Origin of the sequence: Variovorax glacialis (genome assembly GCF_051216375.1) — a bacterium.
Classification (GTDB): Bacteria; Pseudomonadota; Gammaproteobacteria; order Burkholderiales; family Burkholderiaceae_C; genus Variovorax.
This window is the reverse complement of record NZ_JBPJZT010000004.1, coordinates 463,454-485,580: the sequence shown is the minus strand read 5'-3', so window position 1 is coordinate 485,580 and position 22,127 is coordinate 463,454. Positions and strand designations below refer to the sequence as shown.

The window sequence follows — 22,127 nt, the reverse complement described above, 5'->3', positions numbered from 1 at the left end:
ATCAGAAAAGACGCACGCGCACCAGCACCTGCATCGCGATCAACCCCAATACAAATCCTATGCCACCGTAGATGATCGCCTGCAGGAGGCGGTTCGTACGCTTCTGAGCCGCCAGCAGCTCCATCAGTTCGCGGCGGTGGTCCGCGGGCCGATTTTCCAGGAAATCGTGCATGAGCCGGGGCAATTGCGGCAGCAGCTTGGCATACCGCGGCGCCTCGGCCCGAAGCTGCTCGAACAGCTTGCGCGGGCCGATCTGCTCGCTCATCCACTTTTCCAGGAAGGGCTTGGCGGTGTTCCAGAGGTCGAGCTCGGGGTCGAGCTGGCGCCCCAGGCCTTCGATATTGAGCAGGGTCTTCTGCAACAGCACCAGCTGGGGCTGGATCTCGACATGGAAGCGGCGGGAGGTCTGGAACAAGCGCATCAGCACCATGCCCAGCGATATCTCCTTGAGCGGCCGGTCGAAGTACGGCTCGCAGACGGTGCGGATTGCTGCTTCGAGTTCGTCGATGCGGGTGCCCAGCGGCACCCAGCCGCTCTCGAGGTGCAGTTCGGCCACCCGCTTGTAGTCGCGCCGGAAGAAGGCCACGAAGTTCTGCGCGAGGTATTCCTTGTCGGACTCGGTCAGCGTTCCGATGATGCCGAAATCGAGCGATATGTAGCGCCCGAAGGTCGCCGGATCCAGGCTCACCTGGATGTTGCCCGGATGCATGTCCGCATGGAAGAAGCCGTCGCGGAACACCTGGGTGAAGAAGATGGTGACGCCGTCGCGCGCCAGCTTCGGGATGTCGACGCCGGCCGCGCGCAGCCGGTCGAGCTGGGCGATCGGGACGCCCTTCATGCGCTCCATCACGATCACTTCCGGATGGCAGAAGTCCCAGAACATCTCGGGGATCATCACCAGCTTCAGCGGGTCCATGTTGCGACGCAACTGGGCGGCGTTGGCCGCCTCGCGCACCAGGTCGAGTTCGTCGTGGAGGTACTTGTCGAACTCCGCGACCACCTCGCGCGGCTTCAGGCGCTTGCCGTCGGCCGAGAGGTTCTCGACCCAGCCGGCCATCATGGCCATGAGCGCCAGGTCTTTCTCAATCACGTCGCGCATGCCCGGCCGCAACACCTTGACCGCGGCCTCGCGAACGGTGCCGTCGCCCACGCGCACCGTGGCGAAATGCACCTGTGCAATGGATGCGCTTGCCACCGGCGTCTCGTCGAACTGCACGAAGATGTCGCCGACAGGCCTGCGGAAGGCGCGCTCGATGGTGGCGATCGCCACCTTCGACGGAAACGGCGGAACCCGATCCTGCAGCCACGCCAGCTCGTCGGCGATGTCGGCCGGCAGCAGGTCGCGGCGGGTGGACAGCACCTGGCCGAACTTGACGAAGATCGGCCCGAGCCGCTCCAGCGCCTCGCGCAGGCGCTGGCCGCGCGGCGCGTCGAGCTTGCGCCCGATCGACACGATGCGGGCCACCACACGCAGCCACGGCTTCTGGAAGCTGGTGAGAACGAGTTCGTCGAGGCCGAAGCGGAGTGCGACCCAGACGATGAAGATGCCGCGGTAGACGCGCCTCATTCGGCTGCAGGCCCGCCGGCCTTGCCGGAGCGCTCGCCGACGAAGTGCCGCAGCGCCTCCACCACGCGGCGGGCGCCCGTCGCGATCGTGTGCGCGGGCACATCGCCGATGGCGCGCGCGAGGTCGTCCTCCACGTCCCAGCGCACGTGGTCTACCAGCCAGTTGACCTCCGCCGCCAGTTGCACGTCGCCTTCGATCCGCACCGCGGGCTTCTCACCGCGGAATGCGGCGCGTGCGAGGCCGAAGGGGGACTCCTCGGTCACGGTCAGCGTGAGCTCGGACGCCGCGCCTTCGGGCGCCAGGTCGAGCAGGCCGGCCGGCGTGGCAACGAACTTCATCGTCACGAAACGCCATTCGAACTGCACCACGCGGCCTTGCTGGCGCATGAGGCGCTGCTGCGCCTCCGGCTCCTGCTGAAGCACGTGATTCAGGAAGAGCACCGCCCGGTGCTGGATCTCGTGAATCGCCCAGGCCGGCGGCTGCAGGCGGCTGCCGACGCGATTGAACAAGTCGTCGAGAAAAGAAAATGGGGACGATGGTGTGACCATGATCCCCATTATCCCGGTCTTGCGACCGGTTCGAAGCGCGGAGCGCCTACTGAAGTGCCTGAACCCCTGCTACGAGCCAGCCGCTGGCGCCGCTGGTCGGCTTGGTCATGTTCCAGACTTCGCGGAACGGGCTCGGACCCGAGGAGACGTCCTCGCGGATCATGCCGGAGAACTCGACGCTCGCCAGGTAGGCGTCGGGCAGTTCTTCGATGCCCAGCAGCTTGGCGTCGAGCATCACGACCTCGGTCTTGTTCGGCTGGCCGCCCGTGTGGGCCTCGCGCTCGGCCAGTTGCTGGCGGATCTCGCCGACCATGCCGTCGGTCATCATCGAGCGCAGCATGTTGATGTCGGCGCGGTCCCAGGCGTCCTGCAGGGTCACGAAGTTGCGCTTCGCGGCGGTCAGGAAGCCTTCGGAATCGAAGCCTGCCGGAATGCCCCAGCTTTGCGAGCCGGCCAGCGCCGACCCGATCATGCTGCCGCCGCCCGCCGCGGCCGCACCGGCCATCGACGAGCCGCCGACATGCTCGGGCTGCGCGGGGGTCGCATCGAAAGCAGCGGCGCTGCGTTCCCACGGACGGGCCGACGCATCGTTGCCGACGTTGTTCGGGCTGTACTGAACGGGCGCGGTCGCATCCGCCGGATTGCCCGCGCCCTGGAAGGCGAAGCCGCCGGCGCGGGGCGTAGCGCCACCACCGTTGCGCGAACGCGCCGCGAAAATGCGCCACACGACCACGGCGGCCAGCACCAGCAGGCCGATCAGCAGGATGTTGCCGAAGGCGGCGCCGAGGCCCAACGAATGCGCGAGCCACGCCAAGCCCAGGCCCGCAGCGAGGCCGCCGAGCATGCCGGCCCACGGGCGCTTGGGTGCCGCGGCGGGCGCAGCGGCAGGGGCGGCAGCGGGCTTGGCCGCCGTCGCGTTGTTGGCATTCTGCGCGGGCGCGCCCGGCGTGGCGGCGGGTGCCGCAGGCGGGGTGGCCTGGCGCTGGGTCACGTTGCCCGACTGCCTGCCGAACGACTTTCCGCCGCCCATGCGGGCAGCGTCGGCATCGATGCTCACGATGGCCAGCGCACACACCAGCATCACGGACCAGAAATTCTTCATGACGTCTCCTCTTCGGCGAACAAACAACTTCAACACTTGATTCCAACATGCAGGGCCACGACGCCGCCAGTCATGTTGTGATAGTCCACATGCCCGAAACCGCCCTCCTTCATCAGGGTCTTGAGTTCCTCCTGGGCGGGATGCATCCGGATCGATTCGGCGAGGTAGCGGTAGCTGGCGTCATCGCCCGCGACCACCTTGCCCAGGCGCGGCAGCACGCTGAACGAATACCAGTCGTAGGCTTTCTGCAGCGGCTTGGCGACCTTCGAGAACTCGAGCACGAGCAGCTTGCCGCGCGGCTTGAGCACGCGGTTCATTTCCTTCAGCGCAATGTCCTTGTGGGTCATGTTGCGCAGGCCGAAGGCAACGGTGACAACGTCGAAGTGGTTGTCGGGGAACGGCAGCTTCTCCGCATCGCAGACCAGCGTGGGCAACGCGACGCCGGCATCGAGCAGCCTGTCGCGTCCGGTGCGCAGCATGGCCTCGTTGATGTCGGTGTGGACCACCTCGCCGGTGCTGCCGACCTTCTTCGCGAAGGCGAGCGCGAGGTCGCCCGTGCCGCCCGCGATGTCGAGCACCTTGGAGCCTTCGCCCACGTTGGCGACCATGACCGTGTAGGCCTTCCATGCGCGATGGAGGCCCATCGACATGAGGTCGTTCATGACGTCGTAGCGCTTCGCTACCGAATCGAAGACACCGCGCACGCGGCGTGCCTTGTCGCTTTCGTCGACCGATTCAAAGCCGAAATGGGTAGTACTCATGCGCCCGATGTTAGGCCGGAAGCGTTCACATCAAGCTGACGACCCCGCAGGGACACCGGGCATTCGCGGTCAGTGACTGCCGCAGGCGTGTCCGCCCTTTTCGGGCATCGGTGCGTCGCGGTCCACGCCGGCCGCGGCCAGGCGCCGCTCGTAGTCGGCCCAGAGCTGGTCCTGCCGGGCGCCGAGTTCGTACAGGAGGTCCCAGGAGTAGATGCCGGTTTCGTGGCCATCGCTGAAGATGGGCTGCACGGCATAGTTGCCGACCGGTTGCAGATCGATCAGGCCGACATTTCGCTTGCCGGTCTGCAGCACTTCCTGCCCCGGCCCATGGCCCTGCACTTCCGCCGATGGCGAACAGATGCGCATCAGCTCGAAGGGGATGCGAAAGCTCGCCCCATCCGAAAAGCCGACCTCCAGCACCCGCGACTGGTTGTGCACCGTGATCGACAGCGGCGTGGGCGCGCCCGATTTCAAACCTGCCATCAGAAACTCCTTGCGCTCAGGCGCTGGACCATATCGCGTTCCATCGCCGGCAGCATGGCCTCGATCGCTGCTTCGCGTTCCGCATCGGCCTCGCGCTGTGCCGCGGCCCAGACGGGGGACGGGAAGCGCGTGTCCCACTCGAAGCGAGCGATCACATGCCAGTGCAGATGCGGGACCATGTTGCCGAGTGCGGCGAGGTTGATCTTCGCGGGTGCCAGCGCGTCGCGCAGGCTCTGTTCCACCGTGGCGACGGCCTCCATGCAAAGGGCACGGTCTTCGGGCGACAGGTCGGACCATTCGGGCACATGGTCCTTCCACACGACGCGATAGAACGCGGGAAAGTTCGCCTCGGCCGCATGGATCACGCGCAGCTTCGATGCGTCGAAGACCAGCCGACCGCCGACTTCGTCGCACAAGGGGCAGCCGGCGATGCGCTTGTCCGTCACACCAGCACCCGCTCGATGCCGCCCTGGTTGGCGGCCGCCACGTACTCGGGCATCCAGCCTTCGCCCAGGATCCTGTTCGCCATCTCGACCACGATGTAGTCGGCTTCGAGCAGGCCGTTGTTCAGGTCGTTGCCGTAGCGGCTCAGGCCCTGCAGGCAGCTCGGGCAGCTCGTGAGGATCTTGACGTTGTCCGTTGGCGCCACCTTGCCGGCGTCACGCAGCGCGGCCTCGCCCTTGCGGAGCTCCTCTTCCTTGCGGAAGCGGATCTGCGTCGAGATGTCCGGCCGCGTCACGCCCAGGGTGCCGGACTCGCCGCAGCAGCGGTCGTTCTTGAGCACGTTGTCGCCGACCAGGGCCTTCACGGTCTTCATCGGATCCTGCAGCTTCATGGGCGTGTGGCAGGGGTCGTGGTAGAGGTAGCCGGCACCGCCGGCGTCGCCCAGCGTGATGCCCTTTTCCAGCAGGTACTCGTGGATGTCGATGATCCGGCAGCCCGGGAAGATCTTGTCGAACTGGTAGCCCTGCAACTGGTCGTAGCAGGTGCCGCAACTCACCACCACGGTCTTGATGTCGAGGTAGTTCAGTGTGTTGGCGACGCGGTGGAAGAGCACCCGGTTGTCGGTGATCATCTTCTCCGCCTTGTCGTACTGGCCGCTGCCGCGCTGCGGGTAGCCGCAGCAGAGGTAGCCCGGCGGCAGCACCGTCTGCACGCCCGCATGCCACAGCATCGCCTGCGTGGCGAGCCCCACTTGCGAGAAGAGCCGCTCCGAGCCGCAACCCGGGAAATAGAACACGGCCTCGGTCTCGGGCGTGGTCGCCTTCGGGTTGCGGATGATCGGCACGTAGTCCGCATCCTCGATGTCGAGCAGCGCGCGGGCCGTCTTCTTGGGCAATCCACCAGGCATCTTCTTGTTGATGAAGTGGATCACCTGCTCCTTGACCGGCGCCGGGCCCAGCGTGGCCGGCGGTGCGGCGGTCTGCTTCTTCGCCAGCCCGCGGAGCAGGTCGTTGGCCAGGCGCTGCGCCTTGAAGCCGATGTCGACCATGCCCGTGCGCATCATCTTGATGGTCTGCGGGTTGGTGGCGTTGAGGAAGAACATCGCCGCCGCGTTGCCGGGCCGGAAGGACTTCTGGCCCATCTTGCGCAGCAGGTTGCGCATGTTCATCGACACGTCGCCGAAGTCGATCTTCACCGGGCACGGCGAGAGGCATTTGTGGCAAACCGTGCAGTGGTCGGCCACGTCTTCGAATTCTTCCCAGTGCTTGATGCTCACGCCGCGCCGGGTCTGTTCCTCGTAGAGGAAAGCCTCGACCAGCAGCGAGGTCGCGAGGATCTTGTTGCGCGGCGAGTAGAGCAGGTTGGCGCGGGGCACGTGCGTGGCGCAGACGGGCTTGCACTTGCCGCAGCGCAGGCAGTCCTTCACGCTGTCGGCGATCGCGCCGATGTCGCTCTGCTGCATGATGATCGACTCGTGGCCCATCAGGCCGAAGCTCGGCGTGTAGGCATTGGTCAGGTCCGCATGCAGGGAGCGCCCGTCCTGCCCGAGATGCTCGTTGCTGCGCAGCAGCTTGCCCTTGTTGAACCGGCCTTCCGGGTCGACCCGGCGCTTGTAGTCGGTGAAGGGTTGCAGCTCCTCGTCGCTCAGGAACTCGAGCTTGGTGATGCCGATGCCGTGCTCGCCCGAGATCACGCCGTCGAGGCTGCGCGCGAGCACCATGATGCGCGCGACCGCGGCATGCGCGGACTGCAGCATCTCGTAGTTGTCGCTGTTGACCGGGATGTTGGTGTGCACGTTGCCGTCACCCGCGTGCATGTGCAGCGCCACCCACACGCGACCCTTGAGCACGCGTTGGTGGATGGCATTGCATTCGGCGAGGATCGGCGCGAACTCCGCGCCCGAGAAGATGGTCGCCAGCGGCGCGCGGATCTGCGTCTTCCAGCTGGCGCGCAGCGAATGGTCCTGCAGTTGCGGGAAGAGCGCCTCGACGTTGTCGAGCCATCCCTGCCACAGCGAGCGCACCTCGCGCACCAGCGCGACGGCCTGTGCCACGCGGTCTTCCAGCAATTCGGCCGAGGGGATGTCGTTGGCATCGTCGCTCTTGCCGAGCGGCAGGTTGCCGCGCGCCAGGAAGGCCTCGAGCTCGTCGGCGAGCGCGATCTTGTTCTGCAGCGAGAGCTCGATGTTGATGCGCTCGATGCCGTCGGTGTACTCGGCCATGCGCGGCAACGGGATCACCACGTCCTCGTTGATCTTGAAGGCGTTGGTGTGCTTGCTGATGGCGGCCGTGCGCTTGCGGTCGAGCCAGAACTTCTTCCGCGCCTCGGGGCTGATGGCGATGAAGCCCTCGCCGCTGCGCGAATTGGCGATGCGCACCACCTCGGAGGTCACGCGTGCCACGGCATCGGCATCGTCACCCGCGATGTCGCCGAACAGCACCATCTTCGGAAGCCCGCCATGCTTCTTCGACTTCGTCGCGTAGCCGACGGCCTTGAGGTAGCGGTCGTCCAGGTGCTCCAGGCCTGCGAGCAGCACGCCGGAGCGCTTCTGCTCGGCGAACATGAAGTCCTTGATCTCGACGATGCTCGGCACCGCATCCTTGGCATTGCCGAAGAATTCGAGGCAGACCGTGCGCGTGTGCGCGGGCATGCGGTGCACGATCCAGCGCGCACTGGTGATGAGCCCGTCGCAGCCCTCTTTCTGGATGCCGGGCAGGCCCGACAGGAACTTGTCGGTCACGTCCTTGCCGAGGCCCTCCTTGCGGAAGGTCTTGCCGGGGATCTCCAGCCGTTCGGCGCGCAGTGCAGTCTTGCCGTCGGCGGCGAAGTACTGCAGCTCGAAGACGGCGCTTTCGGCGTCATGGATCTTGCCGAGGTTGTGGCCGACGCGCGTGACCTCCAGCCACTCGGCCTGTGGTGTCACCATGCGCCAGGACGCGAGGTTGTCGAGGGCGGTGCCCCAGAGCACGGCCTTCTTGCCGCCGGCGTTCATTGCGACATTGCCGCCGACGCAGGAGGCCTCGGCCGACGTGGGATCGACCGCGAACACGAAGCCCGCGCGCTCGGCCGCATCGGCGACGCGCTGCGTCACCACCCCGGCTTCGGTCCAGATGGTCGGGACGGGATCCTCCAGGCCGGGCAGCGAAGTCGCCTCGACCTCGGTCATCGCCTCGAGCTTCTCGGTGTTGATGACGACGCTGTTCCAGGTGAGCGGGATCGCGCCGCCGGTGTAGCCGGTGCCGCCGCCGCGCGGAATGATGGTCAGGCCCAGTTCGATGCAGCCCTTGACCAGGCCGGCCATCTCGGCCTCGGTGTCGGGCGTAAGCACCACGAAGGGGTATTCGACGCGCCAGTCCGTCGCGTCGGTCACGTGCGACACGCGCGAGAGCCCGTCGAACTTGATGTTGTCCTTGGCGGTGAGCCGGCGCAGCGTACGCGTGGCCTTGCGCCGCAGGGCGGCCACGTCACGGAACATGGTGTCGAAGGCCGAGATGGCCTGGGACACCAGCCCGGTGAGTTCGCCGACCAACAGGTCGCGCTGGGCGTCCATGTCGGGCGTGCGGCGCTTCTGCACTTCGCTCAGCCGGTGGTTCAGCGCATCCACCAGTTGGCCGCGGCGGCGCGGGTTGTCCAGCAGGTCGTCGACCAGATAGGGATTTCGCTGCACGACCCAGATGTCGCCCAGCACTTCATAGAGCATGCGGGCCGATCGGCCGGTGCGGCGCTCGGCGCGGAGGATCTGGAGCAGTTCCCAGCCGCGCTCGCCGAGCAGGCGAATCACGATCTCGCGATCGGAGAAGCTGGTGTAGTTGTAGGGGATCTCACGCAATCGCACAGGCTCTGCGGCCTGCGACAACAACGCCGTCAACGCGGTCGGAGCATTCATCGGGGAGTGGCCTCGGTCGGGCGCTGCGCGCCCATCAACCAGGGGCGTGAATTTTAAGGCAGGCCCGCACGGCCTGCCGGGCGGTCAGAACAGGACGCGGCTGCGGATGGTGCCCGGCACCTTGGCCAGCTTCTCCAGGGCCAGGTCGGACGAGGCGGCATCGATGTCAGTCACCACGTAGCCCACCTTCTCGTTCGTCTGCAGGTATTGCGAGGCGATGTTGATGTTGTTGTCCGAGAAGATCCTGTTGATCTCGGAGAGCACGCCCGGCACATTGCGGTGGATGTGCAGCAGGCGGTGCTTGCCGGGGTGCGCAGGCAGCGCCACCTCGGGGAAGTTGACGGACGAGGTCGAGGTTCCGTTGTCGCTGTACTTCACGAGCTTCTCGGCCACTTCCAGCCCGATGTTGGCCTGCGCCTCCATGGTCGAGCCGCCGATGTGCGGGGTGAGGATCACGTTGTCCAGCCCGCGCAATGGCGACTGGAACTCGTCCTTGTTGCTGCGCGGCTCGATGGGGAACACGTCGATCGCGGCACCCAGAAGCTTCTTGTCTTTCAGCGCGGCGGCCAGGGCATCGATCTCGACCACGGTGCCGCGCGACGCATTGATCAGGATCGCGCCGGGCTTCATGGCCGCGATCTCGTTCGCGCCGATCATCCACTGCGTCGCCTGCGTCTCCGGCACGTGCAGGCTCACGATGTCGCTCTGCGCCAGCAGGTCGGGCAGCAGTCTGACCTGGCGGGCATTGCCGAGCGGGAGCTTGGTGACCACGTCGAAGAAGGCGACCTGCATGCCCAGCGCCTCCGCCAGCACGGAGAGCTGCGCGCCGATGGAGCCGTAGCCCACGATGCCCAGCGTCTTGCCGCGGATCTCGAAGGCGTTGTCGGCCGACTTGAGCCAGCCGCCACGGTGCGCGACCGCGCTTTTCTCGGGCACGCCGCGCAGCAGCAGGATGGCCTCGGCCAGCACCAGTTCGGCGACCGAGCGCGTATTCGAATAGGGGGCGTTGAAGACGACGACACCATGCTCGCGCGCCGCGTCGAGGTCGACCTGGTTGGTGCCGATGCAGAAGCAACCCACTGCCACCAGCTTTTGCGCCTCGGCAAACACCTCGGCAGTCAATTGCGTGCGCGACCGGATGCCCAGGAAGTGCACGTCCGCGATGCGGGCCTTGAGCTCGGCATCGGGCAAGGCACCCGAGAGCGATTCGACGTTGGTATAGCCTGCTGCGTGCAGCACCCCGATCGCCGAAGGATGGATGCCTTCCAGCAGGAGAAACTTGATCTTGCTTTTGTCGAGGGAAGTCTTGCTCATGCGCGTCCGGAAGGCCCGCCAGAACCCAGGAGGCAGAGCCAAGAAAAAGGGAGGACGATGCTAGCATGGTGCGCTGCAGCATGCAGTCCGTGGGGCGGGCGCCAAAAAGGGTTTCCCCGCTTTGGTGAACAATGCGCGCTCGCGAAAATATTGTGACGCTGTCGTGTCATACACCCGACTTAGCATCCGCGCTTTTGTTTCCCCCCTCAGGAGTCTTCATGCGATTCAAGACGCTCGCCATGGCCTCGGCATTGGCCGCGACGCTGTTCACCCCCGCGTTCGCGCAAACCGAAATCCAATGGTGGCATTCCATGACCGCCGTCAACGGCGAATGGGTCAACGACCTGGCGAAGCAGTTCAACGAGAGCCAGAAGGAATTCAAGATCGTGCCGACCTACAAGGGTCAGTACGACGAATCGATGACCGCCGCCATTGCCGCCTTCCGGGCCGGCAACGCGCCGCACATCCTGCAGGTGTTCGAGGTGGGCACGGCGACCATGATGGCCAGCAAGGGCGCGATCGTGCCCGTGGGCAAGGTCATGAAGGACGCCGGCGAGAAGTTCGATCCGGCCGCCTACATCCCCGCGGTCGCCGGCTACTACACGGCGCCCAACGGGCAGATGCTGAGCTTCCCGTTCAACAGCTCGACCACGATCTTCTATTTCAACAAGGATGCGTTCAAGGCGGCCGGCCTGCCGACCGACAAGGCGCCCGCCACCTGGCCCGAAGTGGTCGCGGCCGCCGCGAAGCTCAAGGCCAGCGGCCACAAGTGCCCGTTCACCACGGCCTGGCAGAACTGGACCCAGCTCGAAAGCTTCTCGGCCTGGCACAACGTCGAGTTCGCCACGAAGAACAACGGCCTCTCGGGCACCGACGCACGCCTGAAGGTCGATTCGCCGCTGCACCAGCGCCACATCGAGAACCTCGCCAGCATGGCCAAGCAGGGCCTGTTCGTCTACAAGGGCCGCTCCAACGTGCCGGAAGCGTCGTTCGTCTCCGGCGAATGCGCCATGATCGCGACCTCTTCCGGCTTCTACGGCAACGTGGCGAAGAACGCCAAGTTCGCCTATGGCCTGACCGCGCTGCCCTACTACCCGGATGTCCCGGGCGCGCCGCAGAACACCGTCATCGGCGGCGCCAGCCTCTGGGTGATGGCCGGCAAGAAGCCCGAGGAATACCGGGGCATCGCCAAGTTCTTCAGCTTCATTTCCACGCCTGAAGTCCAGTCCGCCAGCCACAAGCGCACCGGCTACCTGCCGATCACGACAGCGGCCTACCAGCTGACCGACAAGTCCGGCTTCTACAAGGAGCATCCGGGCACCGACGTCGCCGTGACCCAGATGATCCGCAAGGTCACCGACAAGAGCCGCGGCATCCGCCTGGGCAACTACGTGCAGATCCGCTCGATCGAGGACGAAGAACTCGAACAGGTCTGGAACGGCAAGAAGACCGCCAAGGAAGCACTCGACGCCATCGTGACCCGCGGCAACGAGCAACTCGAACGCTTCCAGAAGGCAAACAAGAGCTGAGGCTCTCTTCGCGGCTCCGGCCGCTCCCGGCGAGCTAACATCCACCGCCCCGCCTGCCGTGCAGCCGGGGCGGAATCGTTCTCAGGGGGGCGGTCTTTCATTCGGTATCGCTCATGGAAAAACGCGTCGTCTTTCGCTCGGGCTGGTTGCCCTGGGCGCTGCTCACGCCGCAGCTCATCGTCATCATCGTTTTCTTCTTCTGGCCCGCGAGCCAGGCGTTGATGCAATCCATGCAGGTGCAGGATGCCTTCGGCACCTCGACCGAGTGGGTCGGCCTGCAGAACTTCCGGGAACTATTCAACGATCCGGCCTACATCGAGTCCTTCGAGACGACCGCCCTTTTCTCGGTCCTGGTCGCCGGCATCGGCCTCGCCCTCTCGCTGCTGCTGGCGGTGTTCGCCGACCGCATCGTGCGCGGCGCGATGATCTACCAGACGCTGCTGATCGTGCCGTATGCCGTGGCGCCCGCCGTGGCCGCGGTGCTGTGGGTCTTCATGTTCTCGCCGTCGCTGGGCGTGATCGCCTACGCGCTTGGCAAGATCGGCATCGACTGGAACCACCTGCTCAATTCGAAGCACGCGATGACGCTGATCGTGATGGCCGCGGTGTGGAAGCAGATCTCCTACAACTTCCTCTTCTTCCTCGCGGGCCTGCAGTCGATCCCGAAATCGCTGATCGAGGCCGCCGCGATCGACGGCGCGCGGCCGTGGCGGCGCTTCTGGACCGTGCAGTTCCCGCTGCTGTCGCCCACGACCTTCTTCCTGCTGGTGATCAACGTGGTGTACGCCTTCTTCGACACCTTCGCGATCGTCGATACGGCGACCCAGGGCGGCCCGGGGACGGCCACGCGCATCCTGGTCTACAAGGTCTACCACGATGGCTTCAAGGCGATGGACCTGGGCGGCTCGGCCGCGCAGTCGGTGGTGTTGATGGCGATCGTCGTCGTTCTGACCGTCGTGCAGTTCCGCTACGTAGAGAAGAAAGTGAACTACTGATGAGAGCTCACCCCCAGGCTTGCCCACTTCGTGTGGCCGCCACCCCCCTTCCGGGGGCAATCCCAGCGGCCCGGCAAAGCCGGTTCCGCGGGATTCCTGGACCTCACCGGGCTCCGCGCGACCGTACGGGAGATATCCATCATGGTTGAACGCAGTCCTTCCCTCGGCATCCTGGCGCACGCCGTGGTGATCTTCGGCGTGCTGATCGTCGCCTTTCCGCTCTACCTGGCCTTCGTGGCATCGACCCACACGGCGCAGGAGATCGTGCAGGCGCCGATGCCGTTGCTCCCGGGCGGACACTTCTGGGAAACCTACAAGTCCGCGCTGTTCGGCCGCACCGCGGGCGCGGGTTCCCTGGCCCCGGTGGCGCGGATGATGTGGGTGAGCCTAGTGACCGCGCTGGTCATCACCTTCGGCAAGATCGCGATCTCGCTGCTGTCGGCGTTCGCGGTCGTGTACTTCCGCTTTCCTTTCAAGAGCCTGTGCTTCTGGGCGATCTTCATCACGCTGATGCTGCCTGTCGAAGTGCGGATCGGGCCGACCTACCAGGTCGTCTCGGACCTCGGCATGCTCAACAGCTACGCCGGCCTGACCATCCCGCTGATCGCATCAGCGACGGCCACCTTCCTGTTCCGGCAGTTCTTCCTGACCGTGCCCGACGAACTCATCGAAGCCGCGCGGATGGACGGTGCCGGGCCGATGCGCTTCTTCTGGGACATCCTGGTGCCGCTGTCGAAGACCTCGATCGCCGCGCTTTTCGTCATCCAGTTCATCTACGGCTGGAACCAGTACCTCTGGCCGCTGCTCGCGACGACGAGCGAGGACATGTACCCGGTGGTGATCGGCATCAAGCGGATGATTGCCGGCGGCGACGGGCAGAACGAATGGAACATCGTGATGGCCACGGCGCTTCTCGCCATGCTGCCACCCGCGATCGTCGTGATCCTGATGCAGAAGTGGTTCGTCAAGGGCCTTGTCGACACTGAAAAATGACACACCCCCAGGCTTGCTCGCTTCGCGTAACCGCCCACCCCCATGCAGGGGGCAATACCTGCGGCCCGGCGAAGCCGGATCCGCGGTATTCCTGGACCGAGACGCGCACTCAACGGGCCACTGGCACCACAGACTAACAAGCACCAACATGGCAGCTCTTTCGCTTCGCAACGTCATCAAGCGCTACGGCCACGGGCCGAAGGCCAACCAGGTCATCCACGGCGTCAGTGCCGAGATCGCCGACCATGAATTCATCGTCATCGTCGGGCCTTCGGGCTGCGGCAAGTCCACGCTGCTGCGCATGGTCGCGGGCCTGGAGGAGATCAGCGCGGGCGAGATCCGCATCGGCGACCGCGTGGTGAACAACCTCGAACCGGCCGAGCGGGACATCGCGATGGTGTTCCAGAACTACGCGCTCTACCCGCACATGACGGTGTTCGACAACATGGCCTACGGGCTGAAGATCGCCAAGGTGCCGGTCCCGGAGATCAAGACGCGCGTCGACAAGGCGGCGAAGATCCTGGAACTCGGCCATCTGCTGGCGCGCAAGCCGCGCGAGCTGTCCGGCGGACAACGCCAGCGTGTGGCAATGGGCCGCGCGATCGTGCGCCAGCCCCAGGTGTTCCTGTTCGACGAGCCGCTGTCGAACCTCGACGCCAAGCTGCGCGCGCAGACGCGCCTGGAGATCCAGAAGCTCCACCGCGAACTCGGCATCACCTCGCTCTTCGTGACCCACGACCAGGTCGAGGCGATGACGCTGGCGCAGCGCATCATCGTCATGAATGCTGGCGTGATGGACCAGTTCGGCACGCCGGAGGATGTGTACTCGCGCCCCGCGACCACCTTCGTCGCGAGCTTCATCGGATCGCCGCCGATGAACCTGCTGCGGCACGCACCCGGCGTGCGGCCGGGCACGATCCTGGGCATACGCCCGGAGCACATGACGCTCGATGCGAGCGGCTGGTCGGTGCAGGTCGAGCACGTCGAGTTGCTCGGCGCGGAGCGACTGATCTATGGCCGCATCGGCGACGAGCCGGTGATCATGCGGATGGACGAGGGCCAGCCGCCGCCGGCGCCGGGCGACACCGTCAAGATCGCCGCCCGACAGGACAAGCTGCACTGGTTCGACGCCGGTTCCGGCAAGCGTACGACATGAGCAATCAGGTGACGGCCTCCGATTGGCCCTATCCGCGCTGGATCGCGCATCGCGGCGCCGGCAAGCTCGCGCCCGAGAACACGCTGGCCGCATTCCGGCTCGGCGCCGAATTCGGCTACCGGATGTTCGAGTGCGACGCCAAGCTCAGCGCCGACGGAGTGCCCTTTCTCCTGCACGACAGCACGCTCGAACGGACGAGCAACGGCCACGGGATTGCGGGCGATCAGGCTTGGGCCGCGCTTTCCCGCCTGGATGCCGGCGCCTGGCATTCCCGCCGCTATGCCGGCGAGCCGCTGGCCAGCCTCGAAAGCCTGATCCGCTTCTGCATCGCGAACGACCATGCGCTCAACATCGAGATCAAGCCGACCCCCGGCCTGGAGCGGCTGACTGGCGAAACCGTGGCGCGGCATGCGGCGCAACTCTGGACTGACGCGTCACTTCCGCCACCCTTCCTGACATCGTTTGCCCCCGACTCGCTGCGGGGCGCACAGGCAACGCAGCCCGACCTGCCGCGCGGCCTGCTGCTCGACACACTCTGGGATGGCTGGCTCGATACAGCGACGCAACTCGGCTGCGTGGCGATCGTCTGCAACTACGCGCTGTGGGACGCAACGACCGTGGCGCAGGTGCACGCGGCCGGCTTGCGCGCGCTGAGCTACACGGTGAACGATGACTGGGCCGCCCGGCATCTGATCGCACTCGGCACCGACGGGATCATCACGGACCGCGTCGACAGGTTCAGTCCGGCGAGCTGAGGCTTGCAGGGCGCTCCGTCTCGCGGCAGGAACGGTCGCCTTCTATGATGAAGTCATGAGCTGGCTCCAACGTCTCGCGGCCGTGCTGTTCGCTGCAGTGCTTTGCAGCACTGCGTTCGCCCAGGGAACAGCGCCCGACGTCGCCCCCAGCGTCGCCGACTTGCGGGCCCGCCTCGACAACATCCCCAAGTCCGTCGAGAGCGACGAGAACGTTGCAGTCCCGATCGCAAAGCTGAGGGAACTCAGCGCAGCCGTCGACAAGTTCATCGTCTCGCGCACAGGAGAACTCAACGACCTCAATGCGCGACTGGGCGAGTTGGGCGCGGCCCCGGCCGGCGGCGCTGCGGCGGAGAGTCCCGACATCACCCGTCGCCGCGATGCGCTGATCAAGGAACGCAACGAGATCGATGCCGACGTCCGGCTGGCGCGCCTCGTGACGGTCGGCGCCCAGCAACGGGCCAGCGACCTCCTGGCCAAGCGTCGTGCGCTCTTCGAAGCCCAGCTCACCGAACGCTCACGCTCGCCCCTCGGCATGGGATTCTGGCGAGACATCGCCGACGCCTGGCCCTCCGATATCGACCGCTTGCGCGAACTCGGTGCCGAACTGGAGAAGGGCCTCGCCGTGGCGCGGCAACCGTCCCACTTCTCGGCCGTGGTGATCAGTATCGTGGTGGCCTTGCTGGTCGCGCTGCTGGGCAACTGGGCCGCCGAGCGGGCACTGGCGCAGCTCGCCGCACGCGTCCTGCCGGGAGGCCGTCTCCGGCGTTCGCTGCTGGTGATCGCGATCGTGCTGACCAATGTGCTGCTGGTCGGGCTGGCGGCGCAGGGCGTCTACGCAACTTTCGACGCTCACGGCATCTGGGGCGCCCAGACCCGCAAGCTCGGGCAGGCCGTCGTGCAATCGAGCATCTTCATCGCCTTCGTGGTCGGGCTCGGGCGCGCGCTGCTGTCCAACGGCCGGCCGTCGTGGCGCCTGCCGCCGATCCCGGACGGCATGGCCTCGCGCCTGGCGCCGTTCCCCTGGCTGATGGCGCTGGTCGGGACGATGGCATGGGCGACGTCGCAGGTGAATGCGGTGGTGGACGCCAGTTTCGCCGCCATCGTCGGCGCCCATGTGATGACGGCGCTGACCCTCACCTTGATGATCGGTGCGATGCTTCTTCGGCTGCGGGAACCGCCTGCCGCGCCGGCCGAAGGCATCAAGCCGTCGGGCTCGGACGCGGGAGCCGCGACAGCCGCCGCGCCGGCGTCCGAGCTCGAAGATCGGCCGCTCTGGGTGGGCATCCTGCTTGGGGTGGTCGCCCTTGCGCTGGTCGTGATCTGGGTCCTGGTGGCCATCGGCTATGTCGCGCTGGCGAGCTTCCTGGCGAGCCAGCTCAACTGGACCTGCATCGTGGTGGCGGCGTTCTACGTGCTGTTCAAGTTCGCCGACGACCTGTTCATGGCCGTGGTGTCCTCGCGCAGCAACTTCGGCCAGCGATTGCAGTCCAGCTTCGGGCTGGAGTCCCGGACCCTCGATCAGGCGGCGATCGCGCTGTCCGGCCTGAGTCGCGTGGCGCTGTTCTTCTATATGGTGATTGCGCTGGCAGCGCCCCTGGGCACGAGTCCGGGTGAGGTGTTCCTGCGTAGCGGGAAGTTCGCGACCGGCGTCAAGGTCGGGGAGCTCCAGCTCGTGCCGGGCGCGATCTTCAGCGCGGTTTCGGTGCTGGTCGGCGGCTTCGTCGCGTTGCGCATCACCAAGCGCTGGCTGGCGGGGCGTTTCCTGCCGAACACCGCCCTCGAGCCCGGCATGCAGAGCTCGATCACCACCCTGCTCGGCTACGTGGGCGGGATCGTGGTGGTTGCATTCGCGCTCTCGGCACTCGGCATCGGCATCGAACGCATCGCCTGGGTGGCGAGTGCGCTGTCGGTCGGCATCGGCTTCGGCCTGCAGGCCATCGTGCAGAACTTCATCTCGGGGCTGATCCTGCTGGCGGAGCGGCCGGTCAAGGTGGGCGACTGGGTGGTCCTTGGGACGGCCGAAGGGGATGTGCGGCGCATCAACGTGCGCGCGACGGAGATCCAACTGGGCGACCGGTCGACGCTGATCGTGCCGAACTCGGAGTTCATCACCAAGACCGTTCGCAACATGACGCTCGCGAACGCCGAGGGCCGGGTGCTCATCCGCCTGCCGATGCCGTTGGCCACCAACGCCAGCCGTGCGCGCGATGTGATGCTGGCGGCGTTCGCGAATCATCCGGGCGTGCTGCCGACGCCGGCACCGACGGTCACGCTCGAAGGCATCGAGGTGGGCGTCCTCATCTTCCAGGCGATCGGCTACGTGACAAGTCCGCGCCTCGCGGGCGGGGTGCGCAGCGACGTCCTCTTCTCGATCCTCGATGGCCTGCTTGCGGCGGACATGCCTTTGGCCGCCTATCCGGGAGTTCCGCTCACGCCGGGCGCCCCGGGGGCGCCTCCGGTGCCGCCCGTCGTGGCCGCCGCCGCGCCGGTGGGCCCGATCGTCGCGCCCTAGGAGCGCCAGCCTCCGTTGACCAGCCACTGGCTGGTGCCGCATGCGGCCACGAGCGCGGCGTAGGTGGCCATCATTCCGTCGCGCCCGAAGACGATCAGCCCGGCCGCCAGCACCATGACACCGACTACGAAATTGATAGCACCCTGGACCCACCAGGCAAGGCTCCTGGGCGACCGACGCATCGCGAACCGGCCCAGGATGGCGCACAGAAAACCGACGACGAACGCCGGGGCAACGAAATTGAGAAGGTGGTCAAGAAGGTCCAGCGGGGCCATGGGAACGTCGCGCAACGGCGACCGGAGTGATCGCCGCCATGGCCACGGCCATTTTTCGGACGGCGAGCCGTCTGCGGGCTGCTGATTTTATAATCAGCGGCTATGTCAGTCTGGGCCCTTGGGTTGAACCACACGACCGCGCCGCTCGACCTGCGCGGTCGTTTTGCGTTCGCCATCGACCAGATCGCCCCGACACTCCACAGTTTGCGGCACTCTTTCGCGTCCGGCCGGCACCCCGCCGTGGAGGCCGCGATCATCTCGACCTGCAATCGCACCGAGATCTACTGCGCCGCCGACCACCAGGCGCTCGACCACACGGTCGACTGGCTGGCCCAGAGCGGTGGCGTCGCCCCGGCCCTCCTCCGCTCGCACGCCTATGCGCTGCACGACGACCAGGCGGCACGTCACGCCTTCCGCGTCGCCAGCGGCCTCGATTCGATGGTGCTGGGGGAGGCGCAGATCCTCGGCCAGATGAAGGATGCCATTCGGGCGGCTGAAACCGCGGGCGCCCTGGGCAGCACGCTGAACCAGTTGTTCCAGCGCTCCTTCGCCGTGGCCAAGGAAGTTCGCACGGCCACCGAGATCGGCGCGCATTCCATCAGCATGGCGGCCGCGGCGGTCCGGCTGGCCGGCCAGCTCTTCGAAGACCTGCAACGCACGCGCGTGCTTTTCGTCGGCGCGGGCGAGATGATCGACCTGGCGGCGACGCATTTCGCTGCCAGGCAGCCCAAGTCCATCGTCATCGCCAACCGCACCATCGAGCGCGGAGAGAAGCTGGCGTCACGCTTCGGCGGCGAGGCCATGCGGCTCGCGGACCTTCCGGCGCGGCTCGCCGAATTCGACATCGTCGTGAGCTGCACCGCGAGCACCCTGCCGCTGATCGGCCTCGGCGCCGTGGAACGCGCGCTCAAGCTGCGCAAGCACCGCCCGATGTTCATGGTCGACCTCGCGGTGCCGCGCGACATCGAACCCGAGGTGAAGGCGCTGGAAGACGTCTATCTCTACACCGTGGACGATCTCGCGCAGGTCGTGCAGCAGGGCCATGCCAACCGGCAGGCCGCCGTCGCACAGGCCGAAGTCATCATCGACGCCGGCGTGCAGAGCTTCATGCACTGGCTGGACCAGCGCGGCACGGTGCCGCTGATCCGGCAACTCAACGCGCAGACCGACGAATGGCGCGCCACCGAACTGGCACGCGCCCGCAAGCTGCTCGCCAGGGGCGAAAGCGTCGACGCCGTGCTGGAAGCGCTCTCCCGCGGTCTCACGCAGAAGATGCTGCATGGCGCCATGGCCGAGTTGCACGCCGGGGACGCCACCGCGCGCGAACACACGGCGCAGGCGATCTCGCGTCTCTTCCTGCGGAACGATCTCCGCAGCGACCAGCGCAAAGAGTCCTAGCGACGCCCGTCGCGCCGGCGGCGCTGCCGCCTCAAGTCGTTGCCGCATCCACGCGGTCCGCCCCTTTCGCCATTTCATCGCTTCCGTGAAACCATTCCTGCGTCACCAACTCGAGCGCTACGCGCAACGCCTCGGCGAACTCGACTTCCTGCTTTCGCGGGAAGACATCATGTCCGACATGGCGCAGTACCGCACCATCTCGCGCGAGCATGCGGAGGTCACGCAGATCGCGGGGCGCTATCACCGCTACGTCCAGCGGGAGGCCGAACTCGCGGGCGCGCGGGAGATGCTCGACGAGCCCGACATGGCCGAAATGGCGCGGGAGGAAATCGCCAGCGCTGAGGCCGAACTGGTCCAGCTCGAAGACGAGCTGCAGCGCCTGCTGCTGCCCAAGGATCCGGACGATGCGCGCAACGCCTTCCTCGAAATCCGTGCCGGCACGGGCGGCGACGAATCGGCGCTCTTCGCGGGCGATCTCCTGCGGATGTACACGCGCTATGCCGAGCGCGCCGGCTGGCGCTGCGAGATCGTGAGCGAAAGCGAAAGCGAACTCGGCGGCTACAAGGAAGTGGTGGTGCGTGTTATGGGCGACGACGTGTTCGGCAAGCTGCGCTTCGAATCCGGCGGCCACCGCGTGCAGCGCGTCCCCGCGACGGAGACGCAGGGGCGCATCCACACTAGCGCGTGCACGGTGGCGGTGCTGGCGGAACCCGACGAGACGCAGGCAGTGCAGATCAATCCGGCCGATCTGCGCATCGACACCTACCGGGCCAGCGGCGCGGGCGGACAGCACATCAACAAGACCGATTCGGCCGTGCGCATCACGCACATTCCGACGGGCATCGTCGCCGAATGCCAGGACGACCGAAGCCAGCATCGCAACAAGGCGAAGGCGATGCAGGTCTTGTCGGCCCGCATCCAGGAGAAGGACCGTAGCGAGCGCGCCGCCAAGGATGCCGCCCTGCGCAAGGGTCTGATCGGCAGCGGCGACCGGAGCGACCGGATCCGCACCTACAACTTCCCGCAGGGGCGGCTCACGGACCATCGCATCAACCTCACGCTGTACAAGCTCCTGGCGATCATGGAAGGCGATCTGGGCGACGTGCTGGCGGCGCTGGAATCGGCGCGCGAAGCCGAGCAACTGGCCGAACTCGAAGCCAGTCTCCCGGCGTGACGTCCCCGGGCACCCACTCGCCGTCAACCGCGGCCCAGATGCTGGCCGCGGCGATAGGCCTGGGCGTCGATCGGCTCGATGCCCAGCTGCTGCTATTGCATACGCTCGGGCGTTCCGCGAGCGAGCGGGCATGGTTGCTGGCGCATGACACGGATGTGCTGGCGGATCCGGTGTGGCCTACATTCGCGCAGCTCTGCGCCCGTCGGGCGACGGGGGAGCCCGTGGCCTACCTGGTCGGCGAAAAGGAATTCCACGGTCTCGGACTGCGGGTCGACCAGCGCGTGCTGGTGCCTCGGCCCGATACCGAAACCCTGGTCGAGTGGGCCCTGCGGTGCCTGGACGGCCGGACCTCGCCCCGGGTGCTGGATCTCGGCACGGGCAGTGGCGCCATCGCGTTGGCGATCCAGAATGCCCGCCCGGACGCCCAGGTCACGGCGGTTGACGCCAGTGCCGACGCCCTTGCCGTCGCGAGCGCCAATGCGATGCGACTCGGGTTGCCGGTCCGCTTCGTCGAAGCCGACTGGCTGACCGACGCGGAAGTGGGTTACGACCTCATCGCCTCCAATCCGCCCTACATCGCCACCGGTGACGCCCATTTGCCCGCGCTCCGCCACGAACCACTCCAAGCGCTCGTGTCCGGCGACGACGGTCTCGAAGACATCCGCCGCATCGTCCAGGCGGCGCCGGCCCATCTGGCGGACGGCGGCTGGCTGATGCTCGAACATGGCTACGACCAGGCCACGGCGGTGCGCCGCCTGCTGATGGAGCGCGGCTTCTCCGAAGCCCAAAGCCGCGACGATCTCGCCGGCATCGCGCGATGCTCAGGCGGGATCTGGCGCGCAGTGAAATAATCCGCCCAATCCAACTTCCAGGAGTCCCCCATGTCCGAAGCCCAGCAACGCATTGACGATCTCGTCAAGACCAACGACCTCGTGCTCTTCATGAAGGGCAACGCGAGTTTCCCGATGTGCGGTTTTTCTGGCCGCGCGATCCAGATCCTCAAGGCCGTGGGAGTCGACACGCGAACGCTCAAGACCATCAACGTGCTGGAAGACGACGCCATTCGCCAGGGCATCAAGGAATACAGCAACTGGCCGACCATCCCCCAGCTCTACGTGAAGGGCGAGTTTGTCGGCGGTTCGGACATCCTGATGGAGATGTACGAATCCGGCGAGCTGCAGCAGATGCTGAACAACAGTCCGGCTTGAATGTGACTCGCCCCCAGGCTGCGCGCA

At 66.4% G+C, this 22,127-nt stretch carries 19 protein-coding genes; 10 read left to right on the top strand and 9 right to left on the bottom strand.

The window, feature by feature from the left end; translation table 11 throughout:
• Nucleotide 1: 1 nt before the first annotated feature.
• The 8 genes from ubiB to serA form a co-directional block, all read right to left on the bottom strand.
• The gene (gene ubiB, locus ACSFBL_RS14065; protein ID WP_435516395.1) at nucleotides 2-1,567 is read right to left on the bottom strand and encodes a ubiquinone biosynthesis regulatory protein kinase UbiB; all 1,566 of its coding nucleotides are present in this window, start codon (nucleotides 1,565-1,567) and stop codon (nucleotides 2-4) included.
• The gene (locus tag ACSFBL_RS14060) at nucleotides 1,564-2,115 is read right to left on the bottom strand and encodes a ubiquinone biosynthesis accessory factor UbiJ (RefSeq protein ID WP_435516394.1); all 552 of its coding nucleotides are present in this window, start codon (nucleotides 2,113-2,115) and stop codon (nucleotides 1,564-1,566) included. Before ACSFBL_RS14060 ends, ubiB begins: the two co-directional genes overlap by 4 nt.
• Before the next feature lie 46 nt (nucleotides 2,116-2,161).
• Nucleotides 2,162-3,217 carry a Tim44 domain-containing protein gene (locus ACSFBL_RS14055; protein WP_435516393.1) on the bottom strand — a complete coding sequence of 352 codons (1,056 nt, stop codon included), beginning with the start codon at nucleotides 3,215-3,217 and terminating at the stop codon, nucleotides 2,162-2,164.
• Between the two features lie 29 nt (nucleotides 3,218-3,246).
• Nucleotides 3,247-3,978: a bifunctional demethylmenaquinone methyltransferase/2-methoxy-6-polyprenyl-1,4-benzoquinol methylase UbiE gene (gene ubiE, locus ACSFBL_RS14050; RefSeq protein WP_435516392.1), complete on the bottom strand. Its 732-nt coding sequence runs from the start codon at nucleotides 3,976-3,978 to the stop codon at nucleotides 3,247-3,249.
• A gap of 69 nt (nucleotides 3,979-4,047) precedes the next feature.
• Nucleotides 4,048-4,461 (bottom strand): gamma-butyrobetaine hydroxylase family protein, encoded by a 414-nt coding sequence (locus ACSFBL_RS14045; protein WP_435516391.1) that lies wholly within the window; start codon nucleotides 4,459-4,461, stop codon nucleotides 4,048-4,050.
• Nucleotides 4,461-4,907, bottom strand: a complete 447-nt coding sequence (locus ACSFBL_RS14040) for an HIT family protein (RefSeq protein ID WP_435516390.1) — start codon at nucleotides 4,905-4,907, stop codon at nucleotides 4,461-4,463. The genes ACSFBL_RS14045 and ACSFBL_RS14040 overlap by 1 nt, the downstream gene beginning before the upstream one ends.
• Nucleotides 4,904-8,791, bottom strand: coding sequence for a DUF3683 domain-containing protein (locus tag ACSFBL_RS14035; RefSeq protein ID WP_435516389.1), 3,888 nt, complete (start codon nucleotides 8,789-8,791; stop codon nucleotides 4,904-4,906). The genes ACSFBL_RS14040 and ACSFBL_RS14035 overlap by 4 nt, the downstream gene beginning before the upstream one ends.
• A gap of 84 nt (nucleotides 8,792-8,875) precedes the next feature.
• The gene (gene serA, locus ACSFBL_RS14030) at nucleotides 8,876-10,105 is read right to left on the bottom strand and encodes a phosphoglycerate dehydrogenase (protein WP_435516388.1); all 1,230 of its coding nucleotides are present in this window, start codon (nucleotides 10,103-10,105) and stop codon (nucleotides 8,876-8,878) included.
• A gap of 218 nt (nucleotides 10,106-10,323) precedes the next feature.
• Here serA and ugpB point away from each other — a divergent pair, with 218 nt between their 5' ends.
• The 6 genes from ugpB to ACSFBL_RS14000 all read left to right on the top strand — a co-directional run bounded on the left by ugpB (nucleotide 10,324) and on the right by ACSFBL_RS14000 (nucleotide 18,045).
• Nucleotides 10,324-11,634, top strand: a complete 1,311-nt coding sequence (gene ugpB, locus ACSFBL_RS14025; RefSeq protein WP_435516387.1) for a sn-glycerol-3-phosphate ABC transporter substrate-binding protein UgpB — start codon at nucleotides 10,324-10,326, stop codon at nucleotides 11,632-11,634.
• Nucleotides 11,635-11,747: 113 nt separating this feature from the next.
• Nucleotides 11,748-12,629 (top strand): sn-glycerol-3-phosphate ABC transporter permease UgpA, encoded by an 882-nt coding sequence (ugpA, locus tag ACSFBL_RS14020; RefSeq protein ID WP_435516386.1) that lies wholly within the window; start codon nucleotides 11,748-11,750, stop codon nucleotides 12,627-12,629.
• Nucleotides 12,630-12,770: 141 nt separating this feature from the next.
• The gene (gene ugpE, locus ACSFBL_RS14015; protein ID WP_435516385.1) at nucleotides 12,771-13,622 is read left to right on the top strand and encodes a sn-glycerol-3-phosphate ABC transporter permease UgpE; all 852 of its coding nucleotides are present in this window, start codon (nucleotides 12,771-12,773) and stop codon (nucleotides 13,620-13,622) included.
• A 148-nt stretch (nucleotides 13,623-13,770) separates the two neighbouring features.
• Nucleotides 13,771-14,778: a sn-glycerol-3-phosphate import ATP-binding protein UgpC gene (locus ACSFBL_RS14010; RefSeq protein ID WP_435516384.1), complete on the top strand. Its 1,008-nt coding sequence runs from the start codon at nucleotides 13,771-13,773 to the stop codon at nucleotides 14,776-14,778.
• On the top strand, nucleotides 14,775-15,533 hold the full coding sequence (ugpQ, locus tag ACSFBL_RS14005) for a glycerophosphodiester phosphodiesterase (RefSeq protein WP_435516383.1): 759 nt from the start codon (nucleotides 14,775-14,777) through the stop codon (nucleotides 15,531-15,533). The genes ACSFBL_RS14010 and ugpQ overlap by 4 nt, the downstream gene beginning before the upstream one ends.
• Before the next feature lie 55 nt (nucleotides 15,534-15,588).
• On the top strand, nucleotides 15,589-18,045 hold the full coding sequence (locus tag ACSFBL_RS14000) for a DUF3772 domain-containing protein (RefSeq protein WP_435516382.1): 2,457 nt from the start codon (nucleotides 15,589-15,591) through the stop codon (nucleotides 18,043-18,045).
• Here the strand turns inward: ACSFBL_RS14000 and ACSFBL_RS13995 are convergent.
• Nucleotides 18,042-18,320: a hypothetical protein gene (locus ACSFBL_RS13995; RefSeq protein ID WP_435516381.1), complete on the bottom strand. Its 279-nt coding sequence runs from the start codon at nucleotides 18,318-18,320 to the stop codon at nucleotides 18,042-18,044. The two genes, ACSFBL_RS14000 and ACSFBL_RS13995, sit on opposite strands and share 4 nt — an antisense overlap.
• 102 nt (nucleotides 18,321-18,422) lie before the next feature.
• Here ACSFBL_RS13995 and hemA point away from each other — a divergent pair, with 102 nt between their 5' ends.
• The 4 genes from hemA (at nucleotide 18,423) to grxD (ending at nucleotide 22,100) form a co-directional block, all read left to right on the top strand.
• Nucleotides 18,423-19,718: a glutamyl-tRNA reductase gene (gene hemA / locus ACSFBL_RS13990; RefSeq protein WP_435516380.1), complete on the top strand. Its 1,296-nt coding sequence runs from the start codon at nucleotides 18,423-18,425 to the stop codon at nucleotides 19,716-19,718.
• A gap of 85 nt (nucleotides 19,719-19,803) precedes the next feature.
• A complete protein-coding gene (prfA, locus tag ACSFBL_RS13985; RefSeq protein WP_435516379.1) occupies nucleotides 19,804-20,892 on the top strand; it encodes a peptide chain release factor 1 in 1,089 nt (362 codons plus the stop codon).
• A 38-nt stretch (nucleotides 20,893-20,930) separates the two neighbouring features.
• Nucleotides 20,931-21,743 (top strand): peptide chain release factor N(5)-glutamine methyltransferase, encoded by an 813-nt coding sequence (gene prmC, locus ACSFBL_RS13980; protein ID WP_435516378.1) that lies wholly within the window; start codon nucleotides 20,931-20,933, stop codon nucleotides 21,741-21,743.
• 30 nt (nucleotides 21,744-21,773) lie between these two features.
• The gene (grxD, locus tag ACSFBL_RS13975; protein ID WP_435516377.1) at nucleotides 21,774-22,100 is read left to right on the top strand and encodes a Grx4 family monothiol glutaredoxin; all 327 of its coding nucleotides are present in this window, start codon (nucleotides 21,774-21,776) and stop codon (nucleotides 22,098-22,100) included.
• The last annotated feature ends 27 nt before the right edge of the window (nucleotides 22,101-22,127 follow it).